The sequence below is a fragment of the Longispora fulva genome (genome assembly GCF_015751905.1).
Classification (GTDB): Bacteria; Actinomycetota; Actinomycetes; order Mycobacteriales; family Micromonosporaceae; genus Longispora; species Longispora fulva.
The window spans coordinates 7,017,220-7,043,554 of the sequence record NZ_JADOUF010000001.1 but is presented as its reverse complement, the minus strand read 5'-3'; the positions used below and the strand labels follow the sequence as shown (position 1 = coordinate 7,043,554).

At 72.7% G+C, this 26,335-nt stretch carries 22 protein-coding genes; 10 read left to right on the top strand and 12 right to left on the bottom strand.

The genetic code is table 11. The annotated features are described in order from the left end of the window. Positions 1 to 5 precede the first annotated feature (5 nt). Both IW245_RS32440 and IW245_RS32435 read right to left on the bottom strand, forming a co-directional pair. Complete coding sequence (locus IW245_RS32440) at positions 6 to 2,471, bottom strand: bifunctional FO biosynthesis protein CofGH (protein ID WP_197008793.1); 2,466 nt, start codon at positions 2,469 to 2,471, stop codon at positions 6 to 8. Between the two features lie 202 nt (positions 2,472 to 2,673). Beyond that, positions 2,674 to 3,774 (bottom strand): hypothetical protein, encoded by a 1,101-nt coding sequence (locus IW245_RS32435; protein WP_197006921.1) that lies wholly within the window; start codon positions 3,772 to 3,774, stop codon positions 2,674 to 2,676. A 137-nt stretch (positions 3,775 to 3,911) separates the two neighbouring features. Here IW245_RS32435 and cofD point away from each other — a divergent pair, with 137 nt between their 5' ends. The 4 genes from cofD to IW245_RS32415 all read left to right on the top strand — a co-directional run bounded on the left by cofD (position 3,912) and on the right by IW245_RS32415 (position 7,264). Continuing rightward, a complete protein-coding gene (gene cofD / locus IW245_RS32430; protein ID WP_197006920.1) occupies positions 3,912 to 4,820 on the top strand; it encodes a 2-phospho-L-lactate transferase in 909 nt (302 codons plus the stop codon). Between the two features lie 35 nt (positions 4,821 to 4,855). Continuing rightward, complete coding sequence (locus IW245_RS32425; RefSeq protein WP_197008792.1) at positions 4,856 to 6,250, top strand: coenzyme F420-0:L-glutamate ligase; 1,395 nt, start codon at positions 4,856 to 4,858, stop codon at positions 6,248 to 6,250. Then, positions 6,247 to 6,756 (top strand): NUDIX hydrolase, encoded by a 510-nt coding sequence (locus IW245_RS32420; protein WP_197006919.1) that lies wholly within the window; start codon positions 6,247 to 6,249, stop codon positions 6,754 to 6,756. Before IW245_RS32425 ends, IW245_RS32420 begins: the two co-directional genes overlap by 4 nt. A 157-nt stretch (positions 6,757 to 6,913) precedes the next feature. Next, positions 6,914 to 7,264: a hypothetical protein gene (locus IW245_RS32415; RefSeq protein ID WP_197006918.1), complete on the top strand. Its 351-nt coding sequence runs from the start codon at positions 6,914 to 6,916 to the stop codon at positions 7,262 to 7,264. A 4-nt stretch (positions 7,265 to 7,268) separates the two neighbouring features. Here the strand turns inward: IW245_RS32415 and IW245_RS32410 are convergent, their stop codons facing one another. From IW245_RS32410 to IW245_RS32395, 4 genes are all read right to left on the bottom strand, one after another. Further along, positions 7,269 to 8,354, bottom strand: coding sequence for a mannose-1-phosphate guanylyltransferase (locus IW245_RS32410; RefSeq protein ID WP_197006917.1), 1,086 nt, complete (start codon positions 8,352 to 8,354; stop codon positions 7,269 to 7,271). 180 nt (positions 8,355 to 8,534) lie between these two features. Next, positions 8,535 to 9,659 (bottom strand): glycosyltransferase family 4 protein, encoded by a 1,125-nt coding sequence (locus IW245_RS32405; RefSeq protein ID WP_197006916.1) that lies wholly within the window; start codon positions 9,657 to 9,659, stop codon positions 8,535 to 8,537. Between the two features lie 242 nt (positions 9,660 to 9,901). Then, positions 9,902 to 10,534, bottom strand: coding sequence for a CoA transferase subunit B (locus tag IW245_RS32400; protein ID WP_197006915.1), 633 nt, complete (start codon positions 10,532 to 10,534; stop codon positions 9,902 to 9,904). A 5-nt stretch (positions 10,535 to 10,539) separates the two neighbouring features. Then, positions 10,540 to 11,292, bottom strand: a complete 753-nt coding sequence (locus IW245_RS32395; RefSeq protein ID WP_197006914.1) for a CoA transferase subunit A — start codon at positions 11,290 to 11,292, stop codon at positions 10,540 to 10,542. Between the two features lie 151 nt (positions 11,293 to 11,443). On the opposite strand from IW245_RS32395, the gene IW245_RS32390 reads away from it, so the two are divergent. Beyond that, entirely contained in the window at positions 11,444 to 12,160 is a 717-nt protein-coding gene (locus IW245_RS32390) for a TIGR03089 family protein (RefSeq protein ID WP_197006913.1), read from the top strand. Between the two features lie 169 nt (positions 12,161 to 12,329). Here the strand turns inward: IW245_RS32390 and IW245_RS32385 are convergent, their stop codons facing one another. Further along, the gene (locus IW245_RS32385) at positions 12,330 to 12,827 is read right to left on the bottom strand and encodes an acyl-CoA thioesterase (RefSeq protein ID WP_197006912.1); all 498 of its coding nucleotides are present in this window, start codon (positions 12,825 to 12,827) and stop codon (positions 12,330 to 12,332) included. Between the two features lie 230 nt (positions 12,828 to 13,057). After that, a complete protein-coding gene (locus IW245_RS32380) occupies positions 13,058 to 14,212 on the bottom strand; it encodes an acyl-CoA dehydrogenase family protein (RefSeq protein ID WP_197006911.1) in 1,155 nt (384 codons plus the stop codon). Positions 14,213 to 14,436: 224 nt separating this feature from the next. Between IW245_RS32380 and IW245_RS32375 the strand changes: the two genes are divergently transcribed. Both IW245_RS32375 and IW245_RS32370 read left to right on the top strand, forming a co-directional pair. After that, the gene (locus IW245_RS32375) at positions 14,437 to 15,783 is read left to right on the top strand and encodes a UDP-glucose dehydrogenase family protein (RefSeq protein ID WP_231400540.1); all 1,347 of its coding nucleotides are present in this window, start codon (positions 14,437 to 14,439) and stop codon (positions 15,781 to 15,783) included. A 124-nt stretch (positions 15,784 to 15,907) separates the two neighbouring features. Next, entirely contained in the window at positions 15,908 to 19,432 is a 3,525-nt protein-coding gene (locus tag IW245_RS32370; RefSeq protein WP_197006909.1) for an SCO7613 C-terminal domain-containing membrane protein, read from the top strand. A gap of 44 nt (positions 19,433 to 19,476) precedes the next feature. Here the strand turns inward: IW245_RS32370 and purE are convergent, their stop codons facing one another. Further along, a complete protein-coding gene (gene purE, locus IW245_RS32365) occupies positions 19,477 to 19,968 on the bottom strand; it encodes a 5-(carboxyamino)imidazole ribonucleotide mutase (RefSeq protein ID WP_197006908.1) in 492 nt (163 codons plus the stop codon). A 134-nt stretch (positions 19,969 to 20,102) separates the two neighbouring features. Continuing rightward, positions 20,103 to 21,242 (bottom strand): 5-(carboxyamino)imidazole ribonucleotide synthase, encoded by a 1,140-nt coding sequence (locus tag IW245_RS32360; RefSeq protein WP_197006907.1) that lies wholly within the window; start codon positions 21,240 to 21,242, stop codon positions 20,103 to 20,105. Between the two features lie 138 nt (positions 21,243 to 21,380). Here IW245_RS32360 and IW245_RS41150 point away from each other — a divergent pair, with 138 nt between their 5' ends. The 3 genes from IW245_RS41150 to IW245_RS32345 all read left to right on the top strand — a co-directional run bounded on the left by IW245_RS41150 (position 21,381) and on the right by IW245_RS32345 (position 24,905). Continuing rightward, on the top strand, positions 21,381 to 23,810 hold the full coding sequence (locus IW245_RS41150) for a sigma-70 family RNA polymerase sigma factor (protein WP_231399009.1): 2,430 nt from the start codon (positions 21,381 to 21,383) through the stop codon (positions 23,808 to 23,810). 10 nt (positions 23,811 to 23,820) lie between these two features. Beyond that, positions 23,821 to 24,321, top strand: a complete 501-nt coding sequence (locus tag IW245_RS32350) for a GtrA family protein (protein ID WP_197006906.1) — start codon at positions 23,821 to 23,823, stop codon at positions 24,319 to 24,321. Between the two features lie 104 nt (positions 24,322 to 24,425). Then, complete coding sequence (locus IW245_RS32345) at positions 24,426 to 24,905, top strand: GtrA family protein (protein WP_197006905.1); 480 nt, start codon at positions 24,426 to 24,428, stop codon at positions 24,903 to 24,905. Between the two features lie 55 nt (positions 24,906 to 24,960). Here IW245_RS32345 and IW245_RS32340 read toward each other — a convergent pair whose 3' ends face one another. Together IW245_RS32340 and IW245_RS32335 are read right to left on the bottom strand one after the other, a co-directional pair. Next, positions 24,961 to 25,479, bottom strand: coding sequence for a PH domain-containing protein (locus tag IW245_RS32340; RefSeq protein ID WP_197006904.1), 519 nt, complete (start codon positions 25,477 to 25,479; stop codon positions 24,961 to 24,963). 45 nt (positions 25,480 to 25,524) lie between these two features. Beyond that, positions 25,525 to 26,319: a biotin--[acetyl-CoA-carboxylase] ligase gene (locus IW245_RS32335; RefSeq protein WP_197006903.1), complete on the bottom strand. Its 795-nt coding sequence runs from the start codon at positions 26,317 to 26,319 to the stop codon at positions 25,525 to 25,527. Positions 26,320 to 26,335: the final 16 nt, after the last annotated feature.

Sequence of the window (26,335 nt, the reverse complement as noted above, 5' to 3'; positions counted from 1 at the left end):
AGTCGTCAGGCGGTTACGGGAGAACCGTAAAAAGTTGTCCGTTGCCGCGCCGGGCGCCCCGCGAGGGCCGCGACCGCTCTCAACTGGGCAACCGTCCTGGCCGAGCCGTGCGCCGAGCCCGCCATCCGACTGATGGTCTCCTCCATCAGAGTGCCGCCCAGATCGTTGCAGCCGCCATTCAACATGGCCACTGTTCCGGCGTCGCCGAGCTTCACCCACGACGTCTGGATGTTCGCGATCCGGCCGTGCAGGAGTAGGCGTGCCATCGCGTGCACGGCGCGGTTGTCGCGCATCGTCGGACCGGGCCGGGAGATGCCGGCGAGATAGAGCGGCGCGTTCTGGTGCACGAAAGGCAACGCGACGAACTCGGTGAAGCCGCCCGTGCGGTCCTGGATGCCGGCGAGCACCCGGAAATGCCCGAGCCAGTGGCCCGGGTGGTCGACGTGCCCGTACATCATCGTGCACGAACTCCTGATGCCCAGGGCGTGCGCCGACGAAACCACCTCGACCCACGCCGACGTCGGCAACTTGCCCTTCGTCAACACCCAGCGCACCTCGTCGTCGAGGATCTCCGCCGCCGTGCCCGGGATCGAGTCCAGCCCGGCGTCCTTCAACCCGGCCAGCCAGTCGCCGACCGGCACCCCGGCCTTCGAGGCGCCCGTGACGATCTCCATCGGGCTGAACGCGTGCACGTGCATGCCCGGGACGGCCGCCTTCACCGCGCGCACGATGTCGGCGTACACGGTCGTCGGCAGTTTCGGGTCGATTCCGCCCTGGACGCAGACCTCCGTGGCCCCGTCGGCCGCCGCCTCGACGGCGCGGGCCGCGACCTCCTCGACGCTCAGCCGGAACGCGTCGGCGTCGCGCTCACGCTGGGCGAAGGCGCAGAACCGGCAGCCGACGTAACAGACGTTCGAGAAGTTGATGTTGCGGTTGACCACGTAGGTGACGTCGTCGCCGACGGTGTCGCGGCGGACGTCGTCGGCGGTGCGGCACAGCTCGTCGAGGGCCGGGCCATCGGCGGTGAACAGGGCCAGGGCCAGGTCGTCCCTGGCGAGGAGCGCGGCCGGGTCGGTGGCGGCGAGAGCCAGGGCCCGGCTGACGTCGCCGACCTGGACGGTGGGGGCGCCGGGCGCGGCCGAGGCGCCGACGGCTGCCCAGTCGCCGTAGATCTCGTCGAAGTCCGTGCGGCGGTCGGCCGTGCGGCCCGAGGTGTCCACGGTCGCGTGCAGGTCCGTGCGGCCCGAGGACTCCCAGCCGCCGTCCGGCTCCTGCCAGGACCGGCCCACCGGAAGGGCGTCCGGGTCGGCCAGCCCGGACTTCGGGTCGGCCAGGGCTGCGACATGCCCGGCGAGCCGGGGGTCGAGCCAGCTCCCCGACAGGTACGGCGGATAGATCGTCAGCCGCTCCGTCAGCGTGAACCCGGCGTCCTTCGACCGGGCCGCCAACTCGTCCAGGTGCGGCCAGGGGCGCTCGGGGTTCACGTGGTCGGGGGTCAGCGGCGACACCCCGCCCCAGTCGTCGATCCCGGCCCGCAGCAGCAGCGCGAACTCGCCGTCCACCAGGTTCGGCGGGGCCTGGATCCGCGCGGTCGGGCCGAGCACCAGGCGGGCCACGGCGATCGTGGCGGCCAGCTCGTCGAGCTCCGCGTCCGGCATCGCACGCATCGCCGTGTCGGGCTTGGCGCGGAAGTTCTGGACGATGACCTCCTGGATGTGCCCGTACTCCCGGCTGATCCGGCGGAGCGCGAACAGCGAGTCGGCCCGCTCGGCCAGGGCCTCGCCGATCCCGATCAGGATGCCCGTGGTGAACGGCACACCGACCCGGCCCGCGTCCTCCAGCACCCGCAGCCGCAGGGCCGGCTCCTTGTCCGGGGAGCCGTAGTGCGGGCCGCCGGGCTCCGACCACAGCCGGGTCGCCGTGGTCTCCAGCATCATGCCCATGCTGGGCGCGACGGGCTTGAGGCGCTGGAGGTCGGCCCAGGTCATGACCCCGGGGTTGAGGTGCGGCAGGAGACCGGTCTCCTCCAGGACGGCGATCGCGCACGCCCGGACATAGTCGAGGGTGGAGTCGTAGCCGCGCTCGTCGAGCCACGTTCTGGCCTGGGGCCAGCGGTCCTCCGGCCGGTCGCCCAGCGTGAACAGGGCCTCCTTGCACCCCAGCGCCGCGCCCTGCCGGGCGATCGCCAGCACCTCGTCCTTCTCCAGGAAGAGGGACTCCAGGCGGTGCGGGACGGTCGCGAAGGTGCAGTAGTGGCAGCGGTCGCGGCAGAGCCTCGTGAGCGGGATGAAGACCTTTTTCGAGTACGTGACGACGCCCGGCCGCCCCGCCTCCAGCAGTCCCGCGTCGCGCACCGCGCCGGCGGTCGCGATCAGCTCGTCGAGGGCGGCTCCCCGTGCGCCGAGCAGCACCGCCGCCTCGGCCTGGTCGAGGGTCCGGCCGTCCCGGGCCCGCCGCAGGGCCCTGCGCATCCCGTCATCCACCCGGCCACCCTACTCCGAAGTAGGAAACCATCTTTTGGTGTCGCTCTTGATCTAGCCCTGTGGGCCCGCTGAGGGTGGGGATGCGCTCTGCCGGCCGGCGCGCCTCCGTCACAACCGAGACGGCCACCTGCATACCGGTGTTGTATGCAGGTGGCCGGCCAACGCGCGCATCGTCGCCCTCAGCGGGCCTTCACTGAGCCGGCGGGATCTGGCCGGGCTGGATCATCTGGGTGCGCTGGGCCTCGTCCTGCGGGGGGAAGCCCCCACCCTGCGGGGCCGACGGCGCGGCCTGCTGGGCCGGCGGCCAACCCTGATCCGAGCCGCCCTGCGCGGCGTGGGCCGGCGGGGCCGACGTCGGGGCCGCGTAGCTCGCGAACGGCGAGCTCTGCGGCTGGGGGGCCGCCTGGGGCTGCTGCTGCACGACCTGGGTCTGGTCGCCGTACTGCTGCTGCGGCTGGCCGTACTGCGGCTGCTGGCCGTAGGGAGCCTGAGCCGGCGGGGCGGAGGCCGGCTGCGCCTGCTGTCCGTACTGCTGGGGCTGCTGGGGCTGCTGGCCGTACGGCGGGGTCGTCTGGCCGTACGCCGGCGGGGCCGACGCCGGGGCGGCCGTCGGGGCGTAGCCCTGCTGGCCGTAGGGCTGCTGGCCGTAGGCCGGCTGCCCGTACTGCTGCTGGGGCTGCTGCGGCTGCTGGCCGTAGCCCTGCGGCGGGTACCCCTGCTGCGGCTGGCCGTAGCCCTGGGGCGGGTAGGCCGGCTGGGCGACGGGCTTCGGCGGGCGCTGGGCCACGAAGACGCCGGCGTAGACCCGGAACACGAAGAACACTGCCAGGCCGAACAGCGCGAACATGCCCAGGTCGCCGAGGATGCCGAAGATCACCGACAGGGTGTCATCGGTGGCCCCGGGGTGCTCGGAGCCGGCGCCGGCCCTCTCGAAGGCGTACAACTGGCCTGCGATCAGGGTGATCAGGCCGAACAGCGCCCCCACCCCGTACTCCACCAGGGCGATCAGGGTGATCAGCTTCGCGTTCTGCGTCATCGGCTTCACGTGCGTCGCGATCAGCACCGCCACCAGCGGCAACGCTATCGAGGTCACCCCGACGAAGTTGTCGAAGCCGAGGAAGGCCCGACTGGTGAACCCGTAGGCCCACCCGTCCGTGGCCAGCAGGAGATGGAGGACGTTGACAAATAGCAGCAGGCCGGCGACCGAGACCAGCACGAGGGCTGCCAGGGACCGGTAGGGCTTGGTGAAGTCGGCCGCCGACTTCTCTTCGGCCGTCGTCGGGGTGGACACAGCGCCTCCTTGAAGCTTTGTTGCCGATCACCATAGTCCGTGCGGGCGGGCCTGGCCCGTTTCGCACCCTACTGTCTGGGCGGCCACACCCTAGTGGGCGCGCGCCACCCCCGGATCCCCGATGCGAGGATGCTGGGATGCGTATTGCGGTACTGGCCGGTGGCATCGGCGGCGCGCGGTTCCTCCTCGGGGTACGGGCCTGGGCCCGCGCCCACGACGCCGAGGTCACCGCGATCGTCAACGTGGGCGACGACGTGACCTTGCACGGGCTGCGGATCTGCCCGGACCTGGACTCCATCATGTACACGCTGGGTGGCGGATCCGACACCGAGCGCGGTTGGGGCCGGGCCGGGGAGAGCTGGACCGTGAAGGAGGAGCTGGCGAAGTACGGCGCCGAGCCGACCTGGTTCGGGCTCGGCGACAAGGACATCGCCACCCACCTGGTGCGCACCCGGCAGCTGTCGGCCGGCCTCCCGCTGTCCCAGATCACCCGCAACCTGTGCGAACGGTGGCAGCCGGGGATCACGATGCTGCCGGCGACCGACAACAAGCTCGAGACGCACGCCGTCACCGACCAGGGCGCGGTGCATTTCCAGGAGTGGTGGATCCGGTACCGCGCGGACATCCCGACCGAGACCTTCGTCTTCCTCGGCGCGGCCGAGTCCCGTCCGGCCCCCGGCGTCCTGGAAGCACTGGATTCAGCAGATGTGATCCTTGTCGCACCTTCGAACCCGGTCGTCTCGATCGCCCCGATTCTGGCGGTGCCCGGGCTGCGGGCCGCGCTGGTCGGCCGCAAGGTCGTCGGGGTGTCCCCGATCATCGGCGACGCGCCGGTGCGGGGCATGGCGGACAAGTGCCTCGCGGTGCTCGGGGTGCCGGTGACGGCCGGGGCCGTCGGCGCGATGTACGCGGACTTCCTGACGGCGTGGCTGGTCGACAGCGACGACACCGCCGAGATCGAGGGGGTCGAGGTGGTGCGGACCCCGCTGTGGATGACCGACGAGGCCGCGACGGTCGCGATGGTCGAGGCGGCGCTGGCATGCTGACGACGCCGGGCTCCCCGGTGCCAGGTGCGCCGACCATGCCGGGTGCGCTGACCATCCTGCCGGTGACCGGGATCGGCGACGTGTCCCCTGGCGACGACCTCGCGGCGCTGGTCAGCGGGGCCGCGCCGTGGCTGGCCGACGGCGACATCCTCGTGGTGACCAGCAAGATCGTTTCGAAGGCCGAGGGCCGGCTGGTCGACGTGCCCGCCGACGGACCGGCGCGCGAGGAGGCCAAGGCCGCGATCCTGGCCGGCGAGACCGCCCGCACCGTGGCCACCCGGGGCAAGATCAAAATCGTCCAGACGCATCACGGGTACGTCCTGAACAACGCCGGCATCGACGAGTCCAACGTCGACCCTTCCCGGATGGTCCTCCTGCCCGTGGACCCCGACGCGTCGGCCCGCGCGCTGCGTACCGCGCTCGCCGCCCGGGGGCTCGACGTCGGCGTCGTCGTCACCGACACCATGGGCCGGCCGTGGCGCGACGGACTGGTCGACTTCGCGATCGGGGCGGCCGGCGTGCACCCGCTGCGCGACCACCGGGGCGAGACCGACGCGTACGGCAACGAGCTGCACGTGACCCGGATGGCCGTGGTGGACGAGCTGGCCGCCGCCGGGGAGCTGGTCAAGGGCAAGATCGACCAGGTGCCGGTGGCGGTGGTGCGCGGCCTGGCCATGTCCGCCCGATCCGGGATCGCAGGACCCGACGCCGCCGGAACCGGGGCCACGGGTGCCCGGCGTGGTGGCGGGGTGTCGGGCGCCGTCCTGGCGGACGGGCCGGGCGTGGCCGAGACGCTGGTCCGGGATGCCGCGCACGACCTGTTCAGCCTCGGGACGGCCGAGGCCCGACGGACCGCCGTGGCGGGGCGACGCTCCACTCGTAGCTTCCAGAAAGAGCCGGTGCCCGACCATCTGATCCGGGCGGCGGTGGGTGACGCACTGACCGCGCCGGCCCCGCACCACAGCGTCCCGTGGCGGTTCGTGCACGTCCGCGCGGCCCGGGACGCGCTTCTCGACGCGATGCGCGACGCGTGGGCCGCCGACCTGCGCGGCGACGGCTTCACCCCCGACCAGATCGACCGCCGGCTCCGGCGCGGCGATCTGCTCCGCGCGGCCCCCGAGCTGGTCGTGCCCTGCCTCGTCTCCGAGGCCGCGCACCCCTACCCGGACCCGCGCCGGTCCGACGCCGAGCGGACCATGTTCCACGTCGCAATGGGCGCCGGCGTGCAGAACCTGCTGGTCAGCCTGGCCGCGCACGGGCTCGGCTCGTGCTGGGTGTCGTCCACGATGTTCTGCCCGGACGTGGTGCGCGCCGTCCTCGACCTGCCGGCGGACTGGCAGCCGATGGGCGCGGTGGCGATCGGGTACCCGCTGGATCCGCCCGGCCCCCGTCCCGACCGGGACCCGACCGACTACCTGGTGACGCGATGACCACGCTGTACGACGACGCCGTGCGGGTCTTCCGGGACGTTCCGGTCACCGCCGACCTGCTGACGGCCGGCCCGGTCGCGCTCACCCGGGCGCACCTCCCCGGCCACGTCACCGCCTCGACCCTGGTGCTCTCGCACGACCACACCGAGGTACTGCTCTGCCTGCACGGCAAGTTCCGCAAGTGGGTGCAGCTCGGCGGCCACTTGGAGCCGGGCGACGCCACCCTCGCCGGGGCGGCGCTGCGCGAGGCCGTGGAGGAGAGCGGCATCGCCGACCTCGTGCTGCACCCGGAGCCGATCCACTTCGACGTGCACCGGGTGGGGTGCGGGGGCGGGTCGGCGCACCACGACGTGCGGTACGTCGCCGTCGCCCCCGAGGGGGCCGTGTTCACGGTGAGCGAGGAGTCGGCGGAGCTGGGCTGGTTCCCGGTGGACGCGTTGCCGTCCCCGTTGGCGGACGCGACGGCGTGCCTGGTCGGGCCGGCGCTGGCGGCGGTGCGCGGCTAGCGGGTCGCGGCCCGCGCGCCCGGCGCGGAGCGCCGGCCCGAGTGGCGAAAAGTCGCGTCACGCCCGGACACGCCCTAAGTCTCACCAGGAGAGAAAGTGGCCACCTGGCGGGGACCGTCCCGGGCCGGGCCGGTCGCGAACATCCCTGGGAGGCGCAATGACCCCGCACACCGCGACAGTTCTCGGCACCCTCGACACCAGCGCCGAGGAGGGCCTGGCCCGGATCAACTGCTACCAGCTGCACGACGACGGGGCCGACGACGGCGACGGCCTGTACTGCTACTGGATGACCCCCGGCGACACCTACGGCGTCGTCCACGACGGCGGAACCTGGACCGTGGCCGGCGGGGTGTGGACGGAGGTCGGCCACACGTACCGGCTGGTGGACGACGGCGGGCCGATGGAGTCCCTACCGACCCGGCTCGGCCCGCTGCCCCTCGACCCCGGCCGCGGCTACCAGCTGCAGGTCGACGAGGCCGGCGACTGGCTGGTGTGGCGACTGGGTTGAGCCGTCAGACGTACCGGTCCTCGCCCCGCGCCTTCAACTCGTCCACGATCTGCTTGACCTCCTGGGCCCGGCCGCGCGGCACCACCATCAGCGCGTCCGGGGTGTCGACGATGACCAGGTTGTCGACGCCGATCGCCGCGACGACCCGGCCGGTGCTCGACACGATCACCGAGTCCTTGACGTCGCGGGTCAGTACGTTGGCCCGGTCGGCGCCGAGGATCAGGTTGCCGGCGTCGTCGCAGGGCAGGGACTCGCCGAGGGCGTGGAAGTCGCCGACGTCGCTCCACGGGAAGTCGCCGGGGACCGTGACGACCCGGCCCGCCGCCGCCGCGCCCTCCATCACCGCGTAGTCGATGGAGATCTTCTCCAGCCCGGGCCAGACGTCCGCGAGGACGGCGTCGCGGTCCGGGGTGTCCCAGGCCGCGGCGATGGCCTGGATGCCGGCGTGCAGCTCCGGCTTCTGCCGGTCCAGCTCGGCGAGGAACGTCTCGACCTGGAAGACGAACATGCCGGCGTTCCACAGGTACTCGCCGGACTCGGTGTACTGCACCGCCAGCGCGTGGGCCGGCTTCTCCCGGAACTCCTCGACCTGCCGCGCCGCACCGTGCACCAGCGTGCCGATCTTGAGGTAGCCGAAGCCGACCTCCGGCCGGGTCGGGGTGATGCCGAGCGTGGCCAGGTACCCGGCGGACGCAGCGGCCATCGCCTCCCGGATCACCTCGACGAAGCGCGCCTCGTCGCCGATCAGGTGGTCAGCGGAGAACACGCCCATGATCGCGCCGGGGTCGCGGTGGGCGATCACGGCCGCGGCGAGCCCGATGGCGGCGCAGGAGTCGCGCTGCGAGGGCTCGACGAGGATGTTCGCCTCGGGCACGTCCGGCAACTGCCGGGACACTGCCACGGCGTGCGAGACGCCCGTCACCACGTACGTCCGGTCGGCCGGGGACAGCGGCCCCAGCCGGTCGACGGTGGCCTGCAGCAGCGACCGGTCGGAACCGGTCAGCGGGTGCAGGAACTTCGGGTGCCCGGCGCGGGACAGCGGCCAGAGCCGCGTGCCGCTGCCGCCGGCGGGAATGACCGAGTACAGCATTCGTGCATTATGCCTGGCTGAACCGGCCCGAACCCAACCGGCGGTTAACAGGCCCGCCACGCCCCTCCGGGCAGCGCGACCCACCGCCCCGGCACGCGGCCCGGGCGGGCGAATCACCACTGCGGCACGCGGCCCGGAGCCGCGCGGCTCACAGCCCCGGCGCGGCCCGGACGTGCGTGCTCACAGCCCCGCGGCCCTGCTCCAGGCCGCCACGTGCACCTCGGCGCTGGACGCCCAGGTGAACTCCTTCGCCCGGGACTGCCCGGCCTCCGACAGCCGCGCCCGCCGGGGCGCGTCGTCGAGGAGCGACGCCAGGTCCGTGCCGATCACGTCGGACTCCTCGCCCGTGTACGCCACCGCGTCGCCGCCCACCTCCGGCAGGGACAGCCGGGGCGTGGTCAGCACCGGAGCCCCACAGGCCATGGCCTCCAGGATCGGCAGGCCGAAACCCTCACCATGCGACGGGTACGCCGCGATCACGGCGCCGCCCAGGTAGCCGGGCAGGTCCGCGTACCTCAGGTAGCCGGGGCGGAGCATCCTCAGGTGGCCGGGCACCTCGGCGGCGGCGCGGTCGATGTCGTCGTCGTGGCCGGAGCCCCCGGCGATGACCAGCACCGGCGGGTCGACCCGGTCGGACACGGCTGCGACCCAGCCCCGGATCAGGTTCGGCACGTTCTTCCGGGGCTCCTTGGCCCCGAGGAACGCGATGTACTGGGTCTCCCCGAGCCCGAGCCTGGCCCTGACCCGCGCCTTCTCGTCGTCGGACGGCGGGTAGAACGCCTGGGTGTCCACCCCGTGGTACGCCACGTCGATCTTCGTCGGGTCGGCGTCCAGCAGCCGGATCAGCTCGTCGCGGGTGGCCTTGCTGGGCACGATCACCCGGCTGGCCCGGCGCATCGACGTCTTGATCGCGCTGCGGAAGAAGGTGCGCCGGGACTTGTCGTAGTGCTCCGGCTCGGTGAAGAACGTCGCGTCGTGCACCGTCACGGTCACCGGGCACGGGGCGCGCAGCGGGCAGGTGTAGAACGGCGCGTGCAGCACCTGCGCCTTCACCTGCTGGGCGAGCAACGGCAGACCGGTCTGCTCCCAGGCAAGCCTTGTCGGCCGGTGGTTCACGGCAGCGGGGGCCGCGATCACCTCCGCGCGGGGCAGCAGGCGGGCATACCGCTCGGTGTCACTGCGCTGTGACACCACCACTAGATCAACCGGAAGGCTGGCCAGAGCGCCGAGCAGGCCGTCAAGGTAACGACCGACCCCACCTCTGTCAGCCGGAACACTGGTCGCGTCGACGAGGACCCGGGGCACAGCAACACCCTCCTTCGCGTGTGGCTTTCGTCACGAAGCCTACGCCCGTTATTGCCGGTGTCGGCACCGCCGGTCCCGCCGTCACCAAGTCGACACCCATCGGACACCGACTGGCGACTCTAAGGCCCTGATGATGCCCGATGGGACCGGCGCGCCGACCCCATCGGACACAGAGCACAACCCGGAAAGGCGGGGTTGATCTCCATGCGCACCGACCGCGCACGAAGATCCCGCTGAGTCCGTCAGGCGGTCAGCAGCGCCGGGCCGGTCGCGGCCCGCACCTCGTCCACCGTCACGCCGGGCGACGTCTCCACCAGGCGCAGGCCCTCGGGGGTGACGTCGATCACAGCCAGGTCGGTGATGATCCGGTCGACGACCCTCAGCCCGGTGTACGGCAGCGTGCACTCGTCCACGATCTTGTGCGAGCCGTCCTTGGCGACGTGCTCCATCAGGACGATGACCTTCCGCGCGCCGTGCACGAGGTCCATCGCGCCGCCCATGCCTTTGACCATCTTGCCGGGCACGGTCCAGTTGGCCAGGTCTCCGGCCGCCGACACCTGCATCGCGCCGAGGACGGCGACGTCGATGTGCCCGCCCCGGATCATGCCGAACGACAGCGCCGAGTCGAAGTACGCCGCCCCGGGCATGACGGTGACCGTCTCCTTGCCCGCGTTGATCAGGTCCGGGTTCTCCTCGCCCTCGTACGGGTACGGCCCGGTGCCCAGGATGCCGTTCTCCGAGTGCAGGACGACGTGGATGCCCTCGGGCAGGTAGTTCGGGATCAGGGTCGGCAGGCCGATACCCAGGTTGACGTACTGGCCGTCAGCCAGCTCCCGCGCCGCGCGGGCGGCCATCTCATCACGGGTGAGTGCCATGGTGATCAGCCCTTCTTCCGGGTCGTGACGCGCTCGATGCGCTTCTCGCCGACGCCCACGGCGACGACGCGCTGGACGAAGATGCCGGGCAGGTGGACCTCGTCCGGGTCCAGCTCGCCGGGCTCGACCAGCTCCTCGACCTCGGCGATCGTGATCTTGCCGGCCATCGCGCACAGCGGGTTGAAGTTACGGGTGCTGGCGTGGAACACCAGGTTCCCGTGCCGGTCGCCCTTCGTGGCCCGGACCAGGGCGAAGTCGGTGACGATGCCCTCTTCGAGCACGTAGTCGCGGCCGTCGAACGCCCGCACCTCCTTCGGCGGGGAGGCCACGGCCACCGAGCCGTCGGTGTTGTACCGCCACGGCAGCCCGCCGTCGGCCACCTGGGTGCCGACCCCGGCCGGGGTGAAGAACCCGGGGATGCCGGCCCCACCGGCGCGCAGCCGCTCGGCGAGGGTGCCCTGCGGGACCAGCTCGACCTCCAGCTCCCCGGACAGGTACTGCCGGGCGAACTCCTTGTTCTCCCCCACGTACGACCCGGTGGTCCGGGCGATCCGGTGCTCGGCGAGCAGCTGCCCGAGGCCCCAGTCGTCGACGCCGCAGTTGTTGGACACGGTCCGCAGGCCGGTGACGCCGGTGGCCAGCAGCGCTCCGATCAACGCGCTCGGAATGCCACACAGGCCGAATCCGCCGACGGCGAGCGACGCGCCGTCCGGGATGTCGGCCACGGCCTCCGCCGCGGTGGCGACAGTCTTGTCCATGGTGTGCGTTCTCCTCAGTGAGACGGCAGCATCGAGGGCACACGTTACATCGGTTGCCGACCCGTGTCGGTGTGTGTCAGACCCACACGTCGCGGGGCGCGGCCTGCGCAGCCCGGCGGGGCGTCGCGGGGCTGGTCGTAGGCTGGTCGGCATGACGATCCGCACCCCGGCGGGGCTGCTCGCCGCCGTACTGGCCGCCGACCCCGCCCGGCCGCTGCTCACCTTCTACGACGACTCGACCGGCGAGCGCACCGAACTGTCGGCGGTCACCCTCGACAACTGGGTGTCGAAGACGGCGAACCTGCTGGTCGACGGGCACGGGCTCGGCCACGGCGACGTCGCGGCCGTTGCGCTCCCCCCGCACTGGCAGACGGCCGCGGTGCTGCTCGGCTGCTGGCGGGCGGGCCTGGCGGTCAGCCACAGCGCCGGCGAGCAGGTCGACGTCGCGTTCAGCTCTGCGGACCGTTTCGAGGAACAGAACAGCCCCGAGGTGTACGGACTCAGCCTCGCCCCGATGGCCATGCCCCTGCGCAACCCGCCGGAAGGGGTGCTCGACTACGTCCTGGAAGTCCGCAACTTCGGCGACTTCTACGGCGGGCCGGGGGCGGATCCGGACGCCCCGGGGCTGGTGCACCTGCCGGGCGGGGCGGCGGTGACCCATGCCGGGCTGGTCGAGCGGGCCCGGGCACGGGCGGAGGAGTTGGGGCTCACCGGGGACGACCGGGTGCTGATCGCGGCGCCCACCAGGCCGTTGGACTGGTTGCTGGCGCCGCTGGCGGCGGGGGCGTCGATCGTGCTGTGCAAGGACGCGGACGCGTCGAAGCTCGACGCGCGGGCCAGCTCAGAGAAGGTGACTCGGGCTCTGTAGCGCCTTGGTGGTTGCTGTGGGGCCGTCCGCATCGGGTCCGGTTGAGGAGAGAAGAGCCTTTGACTCTCCTCAACCGGACCCGACGCGGACTTGCGTACCGCTACGGGCCGGTGACGGGCCGGCTACGGGTCCTGCGTCAGCTCCACGTGCGGTTGGTGCGGCGGGTGGGTCAGGGGCGGTCGCGGGACGCCAGGATCGCCTGGCGGCGGGCCAGGCGGTGCTCCCGGCGGATCTCCGCCTCGTGCAGCCGTTGCTTGTCGGTGGCGGTCTCCGGCACGACCGGGCGGATCGGCTGTGGCTTGCCCTCGGCGTCGACGTGCACGAACACCAGGTACGCCGTCGCGACCGTCAGCGGCTCGGTACCCGCCTCGTTCCAGCGCTCGGCGAGCACCCGCACGCCGATCTCCATGCTCGTCCGGCCGACCCAGTTGACCTGGGCCTGGGCGTGCACCAGGTCGCCGACCCTGACCGGCGTGGACAGCACGATCTCGTCGATCGACGCGGTGACGGCGTTGCCGCCGGCGTGCCGGGCGGCCGCAGCCCCGGCCGCGTCGTCGATGAACTTCATGATCGCGCCGCCGTGCACCGTGCCGTAGAGGTTCACGTCCGTCTGGACCATGATCCGGCTGAGGGTCACCCGGGAGAAGGAAGTCGGTACACCTGTCATGTCCGGAGTCTCGCATCCGGGCTCCCGGCGCACCCGATGATCTCGATCACCGCCCGGTCACCCCACCCGGGCGAGCACACCCTGCGGCCCGATATCCCGTCACCGCCGCGAGCCGGCCACGCCATGGCCCCGAGGAATGCGCGCACCGTCGCGGGGTCCAGCCCCCGGACATGGGCGAGGCCCCCGCCGGCGCGCGGCGGGGGCCTCCCATTCGTACCAGATGAAGGTTCTTAGTCCTTCAACAACTGGCGGGCCATGACGATCCGCTGCACCTGGTTCGTGCCCTCGTAGATCTGGGTGATCTTGGCGTCGCGCATCATCCGCTCCAGCGGGAAGTCGACCGTGTAGCCGTAGCCGCCGAGCAACTGGACGGCGTCCGTGGTGATCTCCATGGCGGCGTCCGAGGCGAAGCACTTGGCCGCCGCGCCGAAGAACGTCAGGTCGGCGTCCCCCCGCTCGGACTTGGCCGCCGCCACGTAGGTCATCTCGCGCGCGGCGGTCAACTTCATCGCCATGTCCGCGAGCATGAACTGGATGCCCTGGAACTCCGAGATCGCCTTGCCGAACTGCTTGCGCTCCTGCACGTACGCCGCCGCGTGGTCCAGCGCCCCCTGCGCGATGCCCACGGCCTGCGCCGCGATCGTGACCCGGGTGTGGTCGAGGGTGCGCATGGCCGTGGCGAAGCCGGTGCCCTCCTCGCCGATCATGCGGTCGAGCGGGATGCGGACGTTGTCGAAGTAGACCTCGCGGGTCGGGGAACCCTTGATGCCGAGCTTCTTCTCCGGCGCGCCGAAGCTGACGCCCTCGTCGCCCTTCTCCACCACGAAGGCGGAGATTCCGCGGGAACGGGCCGTGGGGTCGGTCACAGCGAACACGGTGTAGTACTCGGACACGCCGGCGTTGGTGATCCAGCGCTTCGCCCCGTTGAGCACCCAGAAGTCGCCGTCGCGGACCGCGCGGGTCTTCATCGAGACGGCGTCGCTGCCGGCCTCGGGCTCCGACAGGCAGTAGGAGAACATCGCGTCGCCGGAGGCCACCGGCGTCAGGTACTTCCGCTTGAGCTCCTCGGACCCCGCCAGCAGCAGCGGCAGCGTGCCGAGCTTGTTGACGGCCGGGATCAGCGACGAGGACGCGCAGACCCTGGCGACCTCCTCGATCACGATCGCCGTGGCCAGGGCGTCGGCGCCGGCGCCGCCGTACTCGACCGGGATGTGCGGAGCGTGGAAGTCGCTGGCGCGCAGCGCGTCGTAGGAGGCCTTCGGAAACTCGCTGTTCGCGTCGGCCGCCGCGGCGTGCGGGGCGACCCGCGCGGCACACACCTCGCGGACCGCCTCGCGGATGGCGCGGTGCTCCTCGGGCAGTTGGTACACGTCAAAGTCCGCCACCGCGGCTCCTCCTCCTGAACGCCCGTTCAGATCGGGCCCGTCGCATGTGAGGATACTGACGGGTAACCGTCGGGGCTAGGTGACTCCCCCAACCTACCGACTATTCTCGTCGAGATGGCCGGCCCGCGAAATGGAGAAAAGGCGTGACTGTCCCTTACCTCAGTAGCCCCAGTGTTCCGCCGCAGGCCCAGGTCACACCGCCTTCCGGTGCCCAGCGTCCCCGCCTGACGTTCCTCGGCACCGGCTACCTCGGCGCGACGTACGCCGTCTGCTACGCCGAACTCGGCTACGAGGTCATCGGCTTCGACGTCGACCAGGACAAGATCGCCAAGCTGAGCGACGGCCAGGTGCCGTTCCACGAGCCCGGACTCGACGAGCTGCTCCGGAAGAACCTGGCCTCGGGCCGGCTGCGGTTCTCCACCAGCTACGAGGAGACCGCCGAGTTCGGTGACGTGCACTTCATCTGTGTCGGCACCCCGCAGCGGGCCGGCGGCCTCGGCGCGGATCTGTCGTACATCGAGTCGGCTGTCACCGGAATCGCCCCGTTCCTGAACCGTAAGGCGCTGATTGTCGGAAAGTCGACTGTTCCGGTCGGCACCGCCACCTGGGTCGAGGAGCTGGTCGCGAAATCCGCGCCCGAGAGTTCCGAGATCGAGGTCGCGTGGAGCCCCGAGTTCCTCCAGGAGGGCTTCGCCGTCGAGGACGTGCTCCGGCCGAACCGGATCGTCGTCGGCGTGAAGAGCGAGTGGGCCGACGCGATGCTGTACGCGGCGCACAAGGGCGTCTTCGACCTCGCCGCCACCGAGGACCGCGAGGTCCCGGTCGTCACCACCGACTTCGCGACCGCCGAGCTGGTCAAGGTCGCGGCCAACGCGTTCCTGGCCACCAAGATCTCGTTCATCAACGCGATGGCCGAGGTGTGCGAGGTGTCCGGGGCCGACGTCACCCACCTCGCCCGCGCCATCGGGCACGACCCGCGGATCGGCAACAAGTTCCTCCAGGCCGGCCTCGGCTTCGGCGGCGGCTGCCTGCCCAAGGACATCCGGGCGTTCCAGGCCAGGGCCCAGGAGCTGGGCGCCGGCGAGGCGCTGCGCTTCCTGCACGAGGTCGACCTGATCAACCTGCGCCGCCGGACCCGGGTCGTCACCCTCGCCGCCGAGCTGCTCGGCCGCCCCGCCGGCCCCGCCGGCCCGAACCTGACCGGCCTCAAGGTCGCCGTGCTCGGCGCCACCTTCAAGGCCAACACCGACGACATCCGCGACGCCCCGTCGCTGGCCGTCGCCGCGATGCTCAACAAGACGGGCGCGCGGGTCGTCGTGTTCGACCCGCAGGGCATGGACAACGCGCGCAAGGCGCTGCCCGACGTGGAGTACGCGGACACACTCACCGCCGCGGTCACCGACGCAGACCTGGTCTGCGTGCTCACCGAGTGGGCGGAGTTCCGCAACGCCGACCCCGCGACGCTCGGGGAGCTCGCCGCGAGCCGCAAGGTCATCGACGGCAAGAACTGCCTGGACGCCGGTCAGTGGCGGGCGGCCGGCTGGGACTACCGGGGTATGGGTCGGCCGTAGCTTTCACTGAGAAACAGGGCATCTCCGTCACGGAGGTGCCCTTTTCTTTTCGGGTACGGGTCCCCCCGCGCGCCACGCCCGAACGGTGGACGCCACGGTTGCGTCGATGGACGACGATGGGGCGGTGAGTACCTATCCCTGCCCGGGCTGCGGCGCCGAGGCCGACAGCTCCACCGGCTGTCCCGGCTGCGGCCGGCCCGCCGACCCGCTCGCCGCCGAGCTGACCGACCTCGCGGGCCGGATCCAGTCGCTCACGGCGACGGTCGCCGAGTTGCGGGGGCGGCTGGGGTCGGCGATGGCGGACCGGAGCGCGGCGGTCGACCGGCACACCCGGTTGCTGCACCAGCTCAGGGTCCGGCAGGTGGCGGAGCGCGGCGGGACGTTCCCCGGCAATCCGCCGGGCGGGGTTCCCTTTCCGGGGCCGGGCGCGCAGCCGCGACCGGGCGGGGTGCCCCTCCCCGGGCCGGGCGGATCTCCCGGGCTGGTCACGGCCCCGGGTCCCGGGGCGGTTGCCGGCACGGTTGGGGGTGCCGGTGTCACTCCCGGTCCCGGTCCGGGCCTGGGCGCCGCTGCGGGCCCCGGCACCGTCAAGGCGGCGTCCGCGCAGAACGTGCTGCTCATCCTCGGCGGTGTCCTCCTCGGCATCGCCGCCATCGTGTTCGTCGTCGTCGCGTGGAGCACCTTCGGGCTGACCGGGCGGGCGCTGCTCCTCGCCGGGGTCACCGGCCTCTTCCTCGTCGCGCCGGTCCTCCTGGCGCGCCGCCAGCTCACCGCGACCGCCGAGACCCTGGCCTCGGTGGGACTCCTGCTGATCCCCCTCGACGGGTACGCGGCCCGGATCGCCGGGTTCACGCCCTGGCCCCCGGCCGGGTACGCCGCAGGGGTGTTCGCCCTCACCACGTGCGCCGCCGTGGCGTACGCGGCGGTGACCCGGCTGCGGGCGCCCGCCGTCGCGGCCCTGCTCGCCCTCGGGCCGATCGCGCCCTGCCTCGCCGGACAGTGGCACGCGCCGTTCGCCGGCTGGTCCGTCGCGTTCGCGCTCACCGCCGCCGGCTACCTGGGCGTGGCCTGGCCGGTGTTCCGCGAACCCCGGGGGCTGGTGCGCTGGTCGGCGGCCGCGCTGGGTGGGCTCGCGCTCGCCGCCGCCGGGCTGTGCGCCCTGCCGCCACTGCTGTACGGGGGTACGACCGACACGCTCCGGGCCGCCGCGGCCGGCCTGGCCGTCGCCGGGGTGCTGGCCGCGGCCGCCCTCGCCGGGCGGGGCATCGTCCGGGACGTGTTCGCCGGGCTCGCCTCCGCCCCGGTGGTCGTCGTGGCCGCGCGGCTGATCTGGGTCGAACTGCCCGACCACCGCCTGATCGGGCTGGTCACCGGGGCGGCACTGCTGCTGCTCGGGGCGAGCCGGCTGCCCCGGCCGGGGCGCACCGGTGCGCTCGTCGCCACCGGGGTCGCCGCGGGCGCGGCCGGAGCCGCCACCCTCGCCTCGGCGCTGTACGCCGGCGGGGTCGCGATCGCCGGGATGTGGCCGGCGTGGCGGGCGACACCGGGCTCGTACCAGAAAATGGTGTCCGGGTTGGGCGGCCTCGACTGGCAGCTGCCGGCGGCGCTCGCCGTGACCACTGCGGCCGTGCTGGTCGTCAGCCGGTGGCGCGGCACACTGCTCGTGGGCGGCGCGCTGCTCGCCCTGTGCGCACCGGCGGTGCTCGGCGCTCCTTATTGGACGGTGCCCGTCGCGGCCGGGCTCGCGGCGCTCGGCCTGGGGCTGCGCGCCCTGCGGGAGCCGTTGTGGCTGCTCGGGGGCGTGCCGCTGGGGCTGCACGCGGTGGCGGTGTGCCTGGGCACGCCGACGGCGACGAGTGTCGGGCTGGCCGGGGTCGTCGCGGTCACCGTGGCGGTCGCCGTGCTCGGCCAGCACGTCCCGGCCTTCGCGGCACCGGACCTCGGGGCACCCGCCACGCCACCGGATCCCGCGCGGCTCGTCGGGTCGCTGGCCTGCGGGGTCGCGCTGAGCACCCTGCCCGGGCTCGCCGCCGTGACCGTCCACGCGGCCGGCGGCACCGACCGGTGGGCCGGCCTCGCCGGCATGGCGGCCACGACCCTGGTCCTCGCCCTGGCCGCGGCCCTGCGCAAGGGCCCCTACCTGCACGCGGCCGTCACGGCCGTCGCGGTCGGCGGCACGGCGGTCGCCTTCGCCACCCTGTTCACGAACGAGCCCTCTTCGGTGTACGCCGCCTCCGCCGCCGTCCTCAGCGTCGCCGCCAGCCTGCTCCCGCCCGTCCGCAACCCGTGGCTGCTGGCCCGACCGGCGGTGCCGCTGCTGTGGGCGGCCGTGAGCACCCTGCCGGCGCTGGCCGTCACGCTGGTGCGGCCGTACGCGCAGCTCTCCGACGTGTGGGGCGGTCCCCTGCCGCTGGTCGGCGGCGTCGGGGGCCGGGACCTCCTGCTGCTCGGGGCGGTCGCGGTCGCCTCGAGCCTCGCCGGCTACGGGCTGGTCGGACGCCGCGCGCTCACCTCCCTCGGCCTGCCGCTGGGCTCACTCGTGCTGCTCGTGGCACCGGTCGCGCTGCGGCTGCCGTGGCCGGTGCCGGCGATCGTGGCCCTCGGGTTGGGCCTCGGCTGCGGGATCTTCGCCGCCGTGCGCCTGGAACGGTTCGCGCCGATGGCCGCGGTTCTGTTGGCTGTCGCCGGGCTGGGCAGCGGGGCCGGGCTCGCCAGCCTGTTCGCCACCCGGGCCGGGACACTGTCAGGGCTCGGGGCCGTGCTGGTGGCGGGCGCGGTGGCGGTGGCCGCCGGGCGGTCGGTCGCCGCGCGGCTCGGGGGGTGGCTCGTCGGGTCGGTGGCGTTCCTGGCCCTGCCGCCGGTCGGGTGCGTTGTGGCGGGAGTCGGCGCGCCGTGGCGCGAGTACGCGCTGCTCGGGGCCGCTGTTCTGCTGTTCGGGATCGCGGCGGGAGCCGCCAGAATGGCAGCCGCGACGGCCGCCGGCCCGAGTGCGCGGGGGCCGGTCGAGGTGGCGGTGGTGCCCGAGGTGTTCGCATGGCTCGGGGCGTTCCTCGCGGTCGTCTCGCTGCCGACCCTGCGGTCCGCGGCGATCGGCTGCGCTGTGTGGGGAGCCGCTGTGGGCATGGCGGCACTGCGCAGGGACCGCGGCCGGTGGTACGCGCTCGCGGCCGTGATCAGCGAGACCCTGGCCTGGTGGCTGCTGCTGGGCGCGGCGCGGGTGGGGACGCCGGAGGCGTACACCCTGCCGCCGGCGGTCGCCGCCCTCGGCCTCGGCGCGTGGACGGCGCGGCAGCGTCCCGACCTGCGCAGCTGGGTCGGCTACGGCCCGGGGCTGCTGGCCGCGCTCCTGCCGTCGCTGGCCTGGTCGCTGCCGCCGGACGCCTCGGCGGTCCGCAGGGTCGCCCTCGGCGCGGCGGCCGTGGTCGTCGTGGTGGTCGGGGCCAGGGCCAGGCTGCGCGCGCCCCTGGTGATCGGAGGTGGGACGCTGCTCGTCCTGGCGGTGCACGAGTTGGCGTTGATCTGGGGCTGGGCCCCGAAGTGGATCCCGCTGGCGCTGGGCGGGGCCCTGCTGATCGGGTTCGGGGCGACCTACGAGAAACGCCGGCGGGACCTGCGGCGGCTGCGGGAGACGTACGCGTCGTACCGGTGAGGAAGGGTGTGGCCGGCCTTCCTCCCGGACCGGTGGCGAAGCTGCTACAGCAGGGACTGGCGCAGGGCCGCGTCCTTGCGCTCCACCAGTTCGCGCAGCTCCACCTGGAAGTCCTGCATCTTCTTCAGCAGGGTCGGGTCCCCGACGCCGAGGATCCGCACCGCCAGCAGTCCGGCGTTGCGCGCGTTGCCGATCGACACCGTCGCGACCGGGATGCCCGCCGGCATCTGCACGATCGAGAGCAGCGAGTCCATGCCGTCGAGGTGCCGGAGCGGGACGGGTACGCCGATCACCGGCAGCGGGGTCAGCGACGCCACCATGCCCGGCAGGTGGGCAGCGCCGCCAGCCCCGGCGATGATGACCCGGATCCCCCGGTCGGCCGCCTCGCGGGCGTAGCTGAGCATCTTGTCGGGGGTGCGGTGCGCGGAGACGACGGACACCTCGTAGCCGACGCCGAACTCGTCGAGGGCCTCGCCGGCCGCCTTCATCGTCGGCCAGTCGGAGTCGCTGCCCATGATCACGCCAACAGAAGTCATTGTGTCCCCCTACGCCCCGACGGGGCCGCGATATTCCTGACGGGCCAGCGGGCCGCGCGCCGTTGCGCGCCCTCCTGCCACCCGGGGCGCTGCGGCCCCACAACGGACCAGCGGACCTCGCGCCGTCGCGGGGCTCACCGGCCCTCTTCCAACCACTGCGCCGCCCGTCGGGCCCTGGCCCGCACCTCGGCGAGGTCGGAGCCCATCGCCGTCACGTGGCCGATCTTGCGCCCGGGCCGGACCTTCTTGCCGTACAGATGGATCTTGGCTGCCGGGTCCTCGGCGAACAGGTGGTGGATGCGCTCGTCCACGGAGATCCCGCCGTCGGGGCCGCCGAGCACGTTGGCCATCACGACCCAGGGCGCGGTGAGCGTGGTGTCGCCCATCGGGTAGTCGAGGACGGCCCGCAGGTGCTGCTCGAACTGGGAGGTCCGCGCGCCCTCGATGGTCCAGTGCCCGGAGTTGTGCGGGCGCATCGCGAGCTCGTTGACGATGATGCCGGTCGGGGTCTCGAAGAGTTCGACGGCGAGCAGGCCGACGACGCCCAGTTCGGTGGCGATCCGGATCGCGAGCTGCTGGGCCTCCAGGGCACGCTCGGCGGACAGGCCGGGGGCCGGGGCGATCACCTCGACGCAGATGCCGTCGCACTGCACGGTCTCCACCACCGGGTACGCCGCGACCTGGCCGAACGGCGAGCGGGCCACGAGGGCGGACAGCTCCCGGACCAGGTCGACCTTCTCCTCGACGATCAGCCGGGTACCGGCGTCGATCATCGGGACGACCTCGGCCGGGTCGGAGACGACGAAGACGCCGCGGCCGTCGTACCCCCCTCGGGCGGTTTTGACGATCACGGTCTCGCCCTGGGCGAAGTCGACGAGGTCGGCCAATGTGCCCACCGGGGCCCAGCGCGGGATCGGCGCGCCCAGCTCGGTGAGCCGCTCGCGCATCACCTGCTTGTCCTGGGCCGCGACCAGGGCGTCCGCGCCGGGGAAGAGCTTGACGCCCTCCGCGGCGAGGGTCCGGATGTACTCCGTGGGCACGTGCTCGTGGTCGAACGTCACCACGTCGCAGCCCTTGGCGAACCGGCGGAGCGCGTCGAGGTCGGTGTGCAGGCCGATCTCGGTGTCGGGGGCGACGAGCGCAGCCCCGTCGTCGGGTGCCGCCGCGAGCACCTTGAGTGACTGGCCAAGGGCGATCGCCGCCTGGTGGGTCATGCGGGCCAACTGGCCACCGCCCACCATGCCGACCACGGGGAGTCCTGTTCGCGCGTCCATCGCTGCTCAGCGTAGGCGGTGCCCGATGGGAGGAGGCCGAGCGGGGTCGTGTCGACATTTGGGACTAATTAGACAGAGGCATATCCCTCGGTACAGGTGCCGCGTTGCACGGGTCGGACCCCGAGCCGAAGGTTACCCATGACTGTCGATACTCCGGTCAGCGACGCCGAACTCGTCGTCGCGGCCCGCAAGGGCGACTCCACCGCCTACAGCGACCTGTACAGCCGGCACGTCGGAGCCGCGCGCCGGCTCGCCCGGGTGCTGGTCCGCGACACCGCCGACGCCGAGGACCTGGTCGCCGACGCGTTCGCGAAGGTCCTCGTCGCGCTGCGCCGGGGCGGGGGGCCGAAGGACGCGTTCCGGGCGTACCTGCTGACCAGCCTCCGGCACGTCTGCTACGACCGCGCCAAGCGGGACAGGAAGCTGCTGCTCACCGACGACATGAACGTCATCGACCACGGCGAGACGTTCGAGGACCCGGTGGTGACCCGCGCCGAGCAGACGTACGCCGCCCGCGCGTTCGCCAAGCTCCCCGAACGCTGGCGGATGGTGCTCTGGCACACCGAGGTCGAGGGCGAGTCCCCCGCCCAGGTCGCGCCGCTGCTCGGACTGACCCCCAACGGGGTGTCCGCGCTGGCGTACCGGGCCCGGGAGCGGCTCAAGCAGATCTACCTGCAGGAACACCTGGCCGAGAGCCCGGAAGAGTGCCACTGGTCGGCGGAGCGGCTCGGCGCGTACGTGCGCGGCGGGCTGGCCAGCCGGGACTTCGGCAAGGTCCAGCGGCACCTGAACGGCTGTGCCGGCTGCACGCTCCGCCAGCTCGAACTCGTCGAGATCAACTCGCGACTGCCCGTCGTGATCGGGCCGGTGGTGCTCGGCGGCGCGACGGCCGGGTACCTGGGACTGAGCGCCTCCGGCACCAAGATCGCGGTCGGGGGTTGGATCGCGGCGCACTGGTTCGCGGCGGTCGCGTGGGTCCGGCGGATCGGCAACCGCAACCTGGCCATCGGCGGCGGGGCGACCGCGGTGGTCGCCGCCGTCCTCGTGCTGATCCTGGTCTCCGGCGAGCAGAAGCCGCCGCCGGACGCGGCCCTCGGCCCGACGGTGCCGCAGCCGGTCGTCGTGCCGCCCCCGCCGGTGGTCCTCCCTCCGCCGCCCGCGGTGCAGCCCCCGCCGACCGAGTCGGAGCCCGAGCCGCGCCCCAGTCCGACGCCACCCGCGCCCGCCCCTGAGCCGGTGCCGGGGGACTTCGAGGTGGCGCCGGCCCTGGACGGGGGCGGGTTGTCGGCCGGCGGACCGGGCGAGTTACCGGTCACGGTGCGCGACCCGCGGCCGGCCGGGACGGTGGCGCGCTCCATCAACCTGGACATCCGGGATGTGACGGAGCCGCGCCGGGAGTCGGCCCCGGCCTTCGGCCCGGGCGGGCCAGCGGCGTGGGAGCCGACGGCGGAGGCCGCGGGCTTCGGCCCCGTCGACCCGGGCGACCGCGACCCGCGCGCCGAATCCGCCCCGACCCCCGTCACCCTCATCCTCGACCTCCCCCCGCAGTTCGCCCTCACCGCCCCGGACGCCGGCGACGGCTGGACCTGCGCGAAGACCACCACCGTGACGTGTACGAGACCCCCACTACCCCCCGGCGCGTCCAGCACCGCCCGGGTCCGCCTCACGGTCACCCCGGACGCCTCGGGCTTCTACCCGGTCCACCTGTCGGTGACGGGCCTCGGCCGGCGCGGCTCGGCGGACGTCCGGGTCGCCGTCGCCCCGACCGGCACCCGGGTCGGGTACGCCACCTCCGGCGCCCCCGCCGCCGTCGCCCTCGCCGGTAACACGCTGCTGTCCTGCTTACCCAGGCCGTGGTGCCGTTCGGTGGCCGAGGACAACCAGGACGCGGTGATGGCCCCGTACCGGGCCCCGGGCGCGCCGGCCGGCCCCGAGCAGGGCTCCAGCGGGGCGCGCCTGACGGTCCCGGCCGGGGCGAGGATCCGCTGGGCCGGCCTGTACTGGGCCACCTCCAACCGGGCGGCCCCCACCACCGTCCTGCTGAACGGCACGAAGGTCGCGGCCGACGGCCGGAGCACCGTGACCAACGGGTACCGGTCCCTGGGCCAGGCCTACGCCGAGGTCACCGACCTGGTGCGCGGCGGGGAGGTGTGGGTGTCGGCGAGCGGCCTGCCCACGGGCAGCGGCGAGTACGCCGGCTGGGGCCTCGCCGTCGTCTACGAGTCCGCCGGCCCGCCCAGCGACGTCGCCGTGTACCAGGGACCGACGGCCCTGCGGCACGATCCGCTGAGCGTCCGGGTCGCCGGCTCCTCGGTCCGCGCCGACCTGCTGCTCTGGGACGGCGACGCCCCGCTGGAGGGGGACGAGCTGGCCCTGGGCCCGACGACGCTCGCCACGAACGTGGGCCACAGCCGCTCGGCGACCGCCCTGGAGGGGGACGACTGGCGCACCTACGGCGTCGACGTCGCCCGGTTCGGGGCCGGGTTGTCCGGCGCGTCCGTTCTCACCCTGCGCCCCGGGGAGGACCCGATGGAACTCGGACTGCTGGCGGTGACCGTCAACCGGTAGAATCCCAACGATGTCGACCGAGCTTGCCTCCACCCCACCGCGGAACTTCGTGTCGCGGTTGTGGGACCGCTTCGCCGGCCTCGTCCGCGAGCTGGGCAAGTTCGGGGTGGTGGGCGGGCTCACATATCTCGTGGACTCCGGGGTGTATCTCTTCCTGCTCGGGCTCCACTGGAACACGTACGTGGCCAAGATCGTGGCTGTGGCCATCGCCGCGACGTTGGCGTTCGCCGGAAACCGGTTCTGGACCTGGCGTGACCGCCCGAAGTCAGGCCTTCACCGTGAGTACTTGCTGTACTTCCTGTTCAACGCGATCGGGCTCGGGATCGCCCTGGGCTGCCTGTGGTTGAGCCACTCGGCGCTGGGCTCCGCGTGGCCGGGGGTCTTCCACACCACGACAGCGGACTTCATCGCCGGAAACGTCTTCGGCCTGGTCCTCGGCACCCTGTTCCGGTTCTACTCGTACCGGCGCTGGGTGTTCGCGCCGGCGGCGGAAGCCGACCGGGCCGCCTGAGTTCGCGCGACGTAGCGACGCCGGCCGATAGCGGAGAGTATCCTCACAGTTCTCCCAGCTACAGGTCACTGACGCGATTTCTCCATACCCCGTATGGTTGGTCGGTGCGTCGTATCCTCAACCTGATCCCCGAACGGTGGCACGGCCTCGCCCGCGAGGTCGCCAAGTTCGGCGTCGTAGGCGTGTTCAACACGATCGTCAGCCTCGGCGTAGGCAATCTGTTGCTGCACACCGTGCTCCAGCACGGCGAGGTCAAGGCGTCCACCGCGGGCTCACTGGTAGCGACGATCTTCGCGTACCTGATGAACAGGTTCTGGACCTACCGGCACCGGCCGAGCGCCTCGCTGCGCCGGGAATACGCGCTGTTCTTCTTCTTCAACGCGGTCGGCATGGGCATCTCAGCCCTCGTCACCTACGGCACGAAGTACGGCCTCGGCTTCGACGGTGCCGCCGCCTACAACGCCGCCCAGGTCGTCGGTCTCGTTCTGGGCACGCTGTTCCGGTTCTGGGCCTACCGGACATTCGTTTTCCGGCAGGCCCCGGCCGCCGTCGACCCGTCCCCCGAGATGGCCGGCACCAGGTAGCGCCCGCTGCGCGGGCTTGGGCGCATCCTGGTGTCTATCGAAAATGGGTTCCGGGTTAGCTGCCGTCGTCGGCTGTGGCGCGGCGGTCGTGGTCGTCCTCCACCAGCTGGTAGAGCGTGCTCTGCACCTGCTCCACGCTGGGGATCTCCTTCAGGATCACCTGGCCGTTCTCGCCGGCCGACTCGACCACGAGCGTGCCGCAGCCGAGGATCCGCTCGAGCACGTTGTGCGAGAACGACACGTCGTTGATCCGGCTCAGCGGCACGTCCCGGCCGTGCCGGGACAGGATGCCGTCGCGCAGCAGCACCCGGTGCGTGGTGAACACGTAGTGCGTGGTCCGCCAGCGCAGGAACGGCACCAGGAACCAGACCAGCAGCGCGATCAGGCCGAAGGCCGCCAGGACCATCAGCAGGATGTGCGCCCAGCCCTCGTTGGGCAGCGCGAACGCCGCGAACCCGAGGGCTCCGGCGACCAGCAGGAGCACCAGGCCGGGCCGGACCATGGTCTTCCAGTGCGGGTGCAGGTGGACGACGACCTGCTCATCGTCGGCGAGGACCTCGTCGGGGAACGCCACCGCCAGCCTCCAGAAGTGTGATGTCGCGGCGTGGACGCGCTGAGTCTAGGTCCTGACGTGCACCACGTCACCCGCCGCGACGGGGATTCGACCGCCGTCGTGCTCCAGCACCAGCCGACCGTCACCGTCGATCTCCACGGCGGTGCCGGTGAGTGACCCCCCGCTGGGAAGTTCGGCCCGCACGGTCTGCCCGAGCGTCACACATTTCTCCTGGTACTCCGCGAGCAGCCGACTGGCCACCGGGTCCCCCGCGGCGTCGTTCCAGGCCGTGTAGCGGATCTCGAAGGCCCGCAGCAGCGCCTTCACGAGCGGCCCCCGGTCGGTGACGGGCGCGCCCTCGAGCACCAGCGAGGTCGCGTCGGGCCGGGGCAGCTCGTCGGCCCGGAGCGAGACGTTCAGCCCGATCCCGATCACGACGCCCCCGTCGACCACCTCGGCGAGGATGCCGGCGCACTTGCGGCCCTCGATCAGCAGGTCGTTGGGCCACTTGAGCCCGCCGACGCCCACCGCGTCGACCAGGGCGACCCCGGCCAGCAACGGCAGCCAGCTGAACCGGGCCATCGGTGCGGTGGGCCGGACCAGCAGGCTCAGCGCGATCCCGGCCCGGGCCGGGGACTCCCACCGCCGGTCGAGCCGGCCGCGACCGGCGGTCTGCCGCTCGGCGATCAGCACCGTGCCCTCGGGGGCTCCGGCCCTGGCCCGGGCGGCGAGGTCGGCGTTCGTGGAGCCCGTTTCGTGGAGTACCTCGATGTTGGTCCAGATCGATCCCGGGCGCAGGAGTGACCGAACTAACTCCGTTTGCCGCAAAGGCGGCCGGTCCAACTCCTTGAACTCACTCATGGGTAACACCCTAGGA

Coding starts and splice junctions, on each gene's coding strand:
- IW245_RS32440 (WP_197008793.1), bottom strand. CDS start 2,471: ATGCGCAGGGCCCTGCGGCGGGCCCGGGACGGCCGGACCCTCGACCAG.
- cofD (WP_197006920.1), top strand. CDS start 3,912: ATGCGTATTGCGGTACTGGCCGGTGGCATCGGCGGCGCGCGGTTCCTC.
- IW245_RS32425 (WP_197008792.1), top strand. CDS start 4,856: ATGCCGGGTGCGCTGACCATCCTGCCGGTGACCGGGATCGGCGACGTG.
- IW245_RS32420 (WP_197006919.1), top strand. CDS start 6,247: ATGACCACGCTGTACGACGACGCCGTGCGGGTCTTCCGGGACGTTCCG.
- IW245_RS32415 (WP_197006918.1), top strand. CDS start 6,914: ATGACCCCGCACACCGCGACAGTTCTCGGCACCCTCGACACCAGCGCC.
- IW245_RS32410 (WP_197006917.1), bottom strand. CDS start 8,354: ATGCTGTACTCGGTCATTCCCGCCGGCGGCAGCGGCACGCGGCTCTGG.
- IW245_RS32400 (WP_197006915.1), bottom strand. CDS start 10,534: ATGGCACTCACCCGTGATGAGATGGCCGCCCGCGCGGCGCGGGAGCTG.
- IW245_RS32395 (WP_197006914.1), bottom strand. CDS start 11,292: ATGGACAAGACTGTCGCCACCGCGGCGGAGGCCGTGGCCGACATCCCG.
- IW245_RS32390 (WP_197006913.1), top strand. CDS start 11,444: ATGACGATCCGCACCCCGGCGGGGCTGCTCGCCGCCGTACTGGCCGCC.
- IW245_RS32385 (WP_197006912.1), bottom strand. CDS start 12,827: ATGACAGGTGTACCGACTTCCTTCTCCCGGGTGACCCTCAGCCGGATC.
- purE (WP_197006908.1), bottom strand. CDS start 19,968: ATGACTTCTGTTGGCGTGATCATGGGCAGCGACTCCGACTGGCCGACG.
- IW245_RS32360 (WP_197006907.1), bottom strand. CDS start 21,242: ATGGACGCGCGAACAGGACTCCCCGTGGTCGGCATGGTGGGCGGTGGC.
- IW245_RS41150 (WP_231399009.1), top strand. CDS start 21,381: ATGACTGTCGATACTCCGGTCAGCGACGCCGAACTCGTCGTCGCGGCC.
- IW245_RS32350 (WP_197006906.1), top strand. CDS start 23,821: ATGTCGACCGAGCTTGCCTCCACCCCACCGCGGAACTTCGTGTCGCGG.
- IW245_RS32335 (WP_197006903.1), bottom strand. CDS start 26,319: ATGAGTGAGTTCAAGGAGTTGGACCGGCCGCCTTTGCGGCAAACGGAG.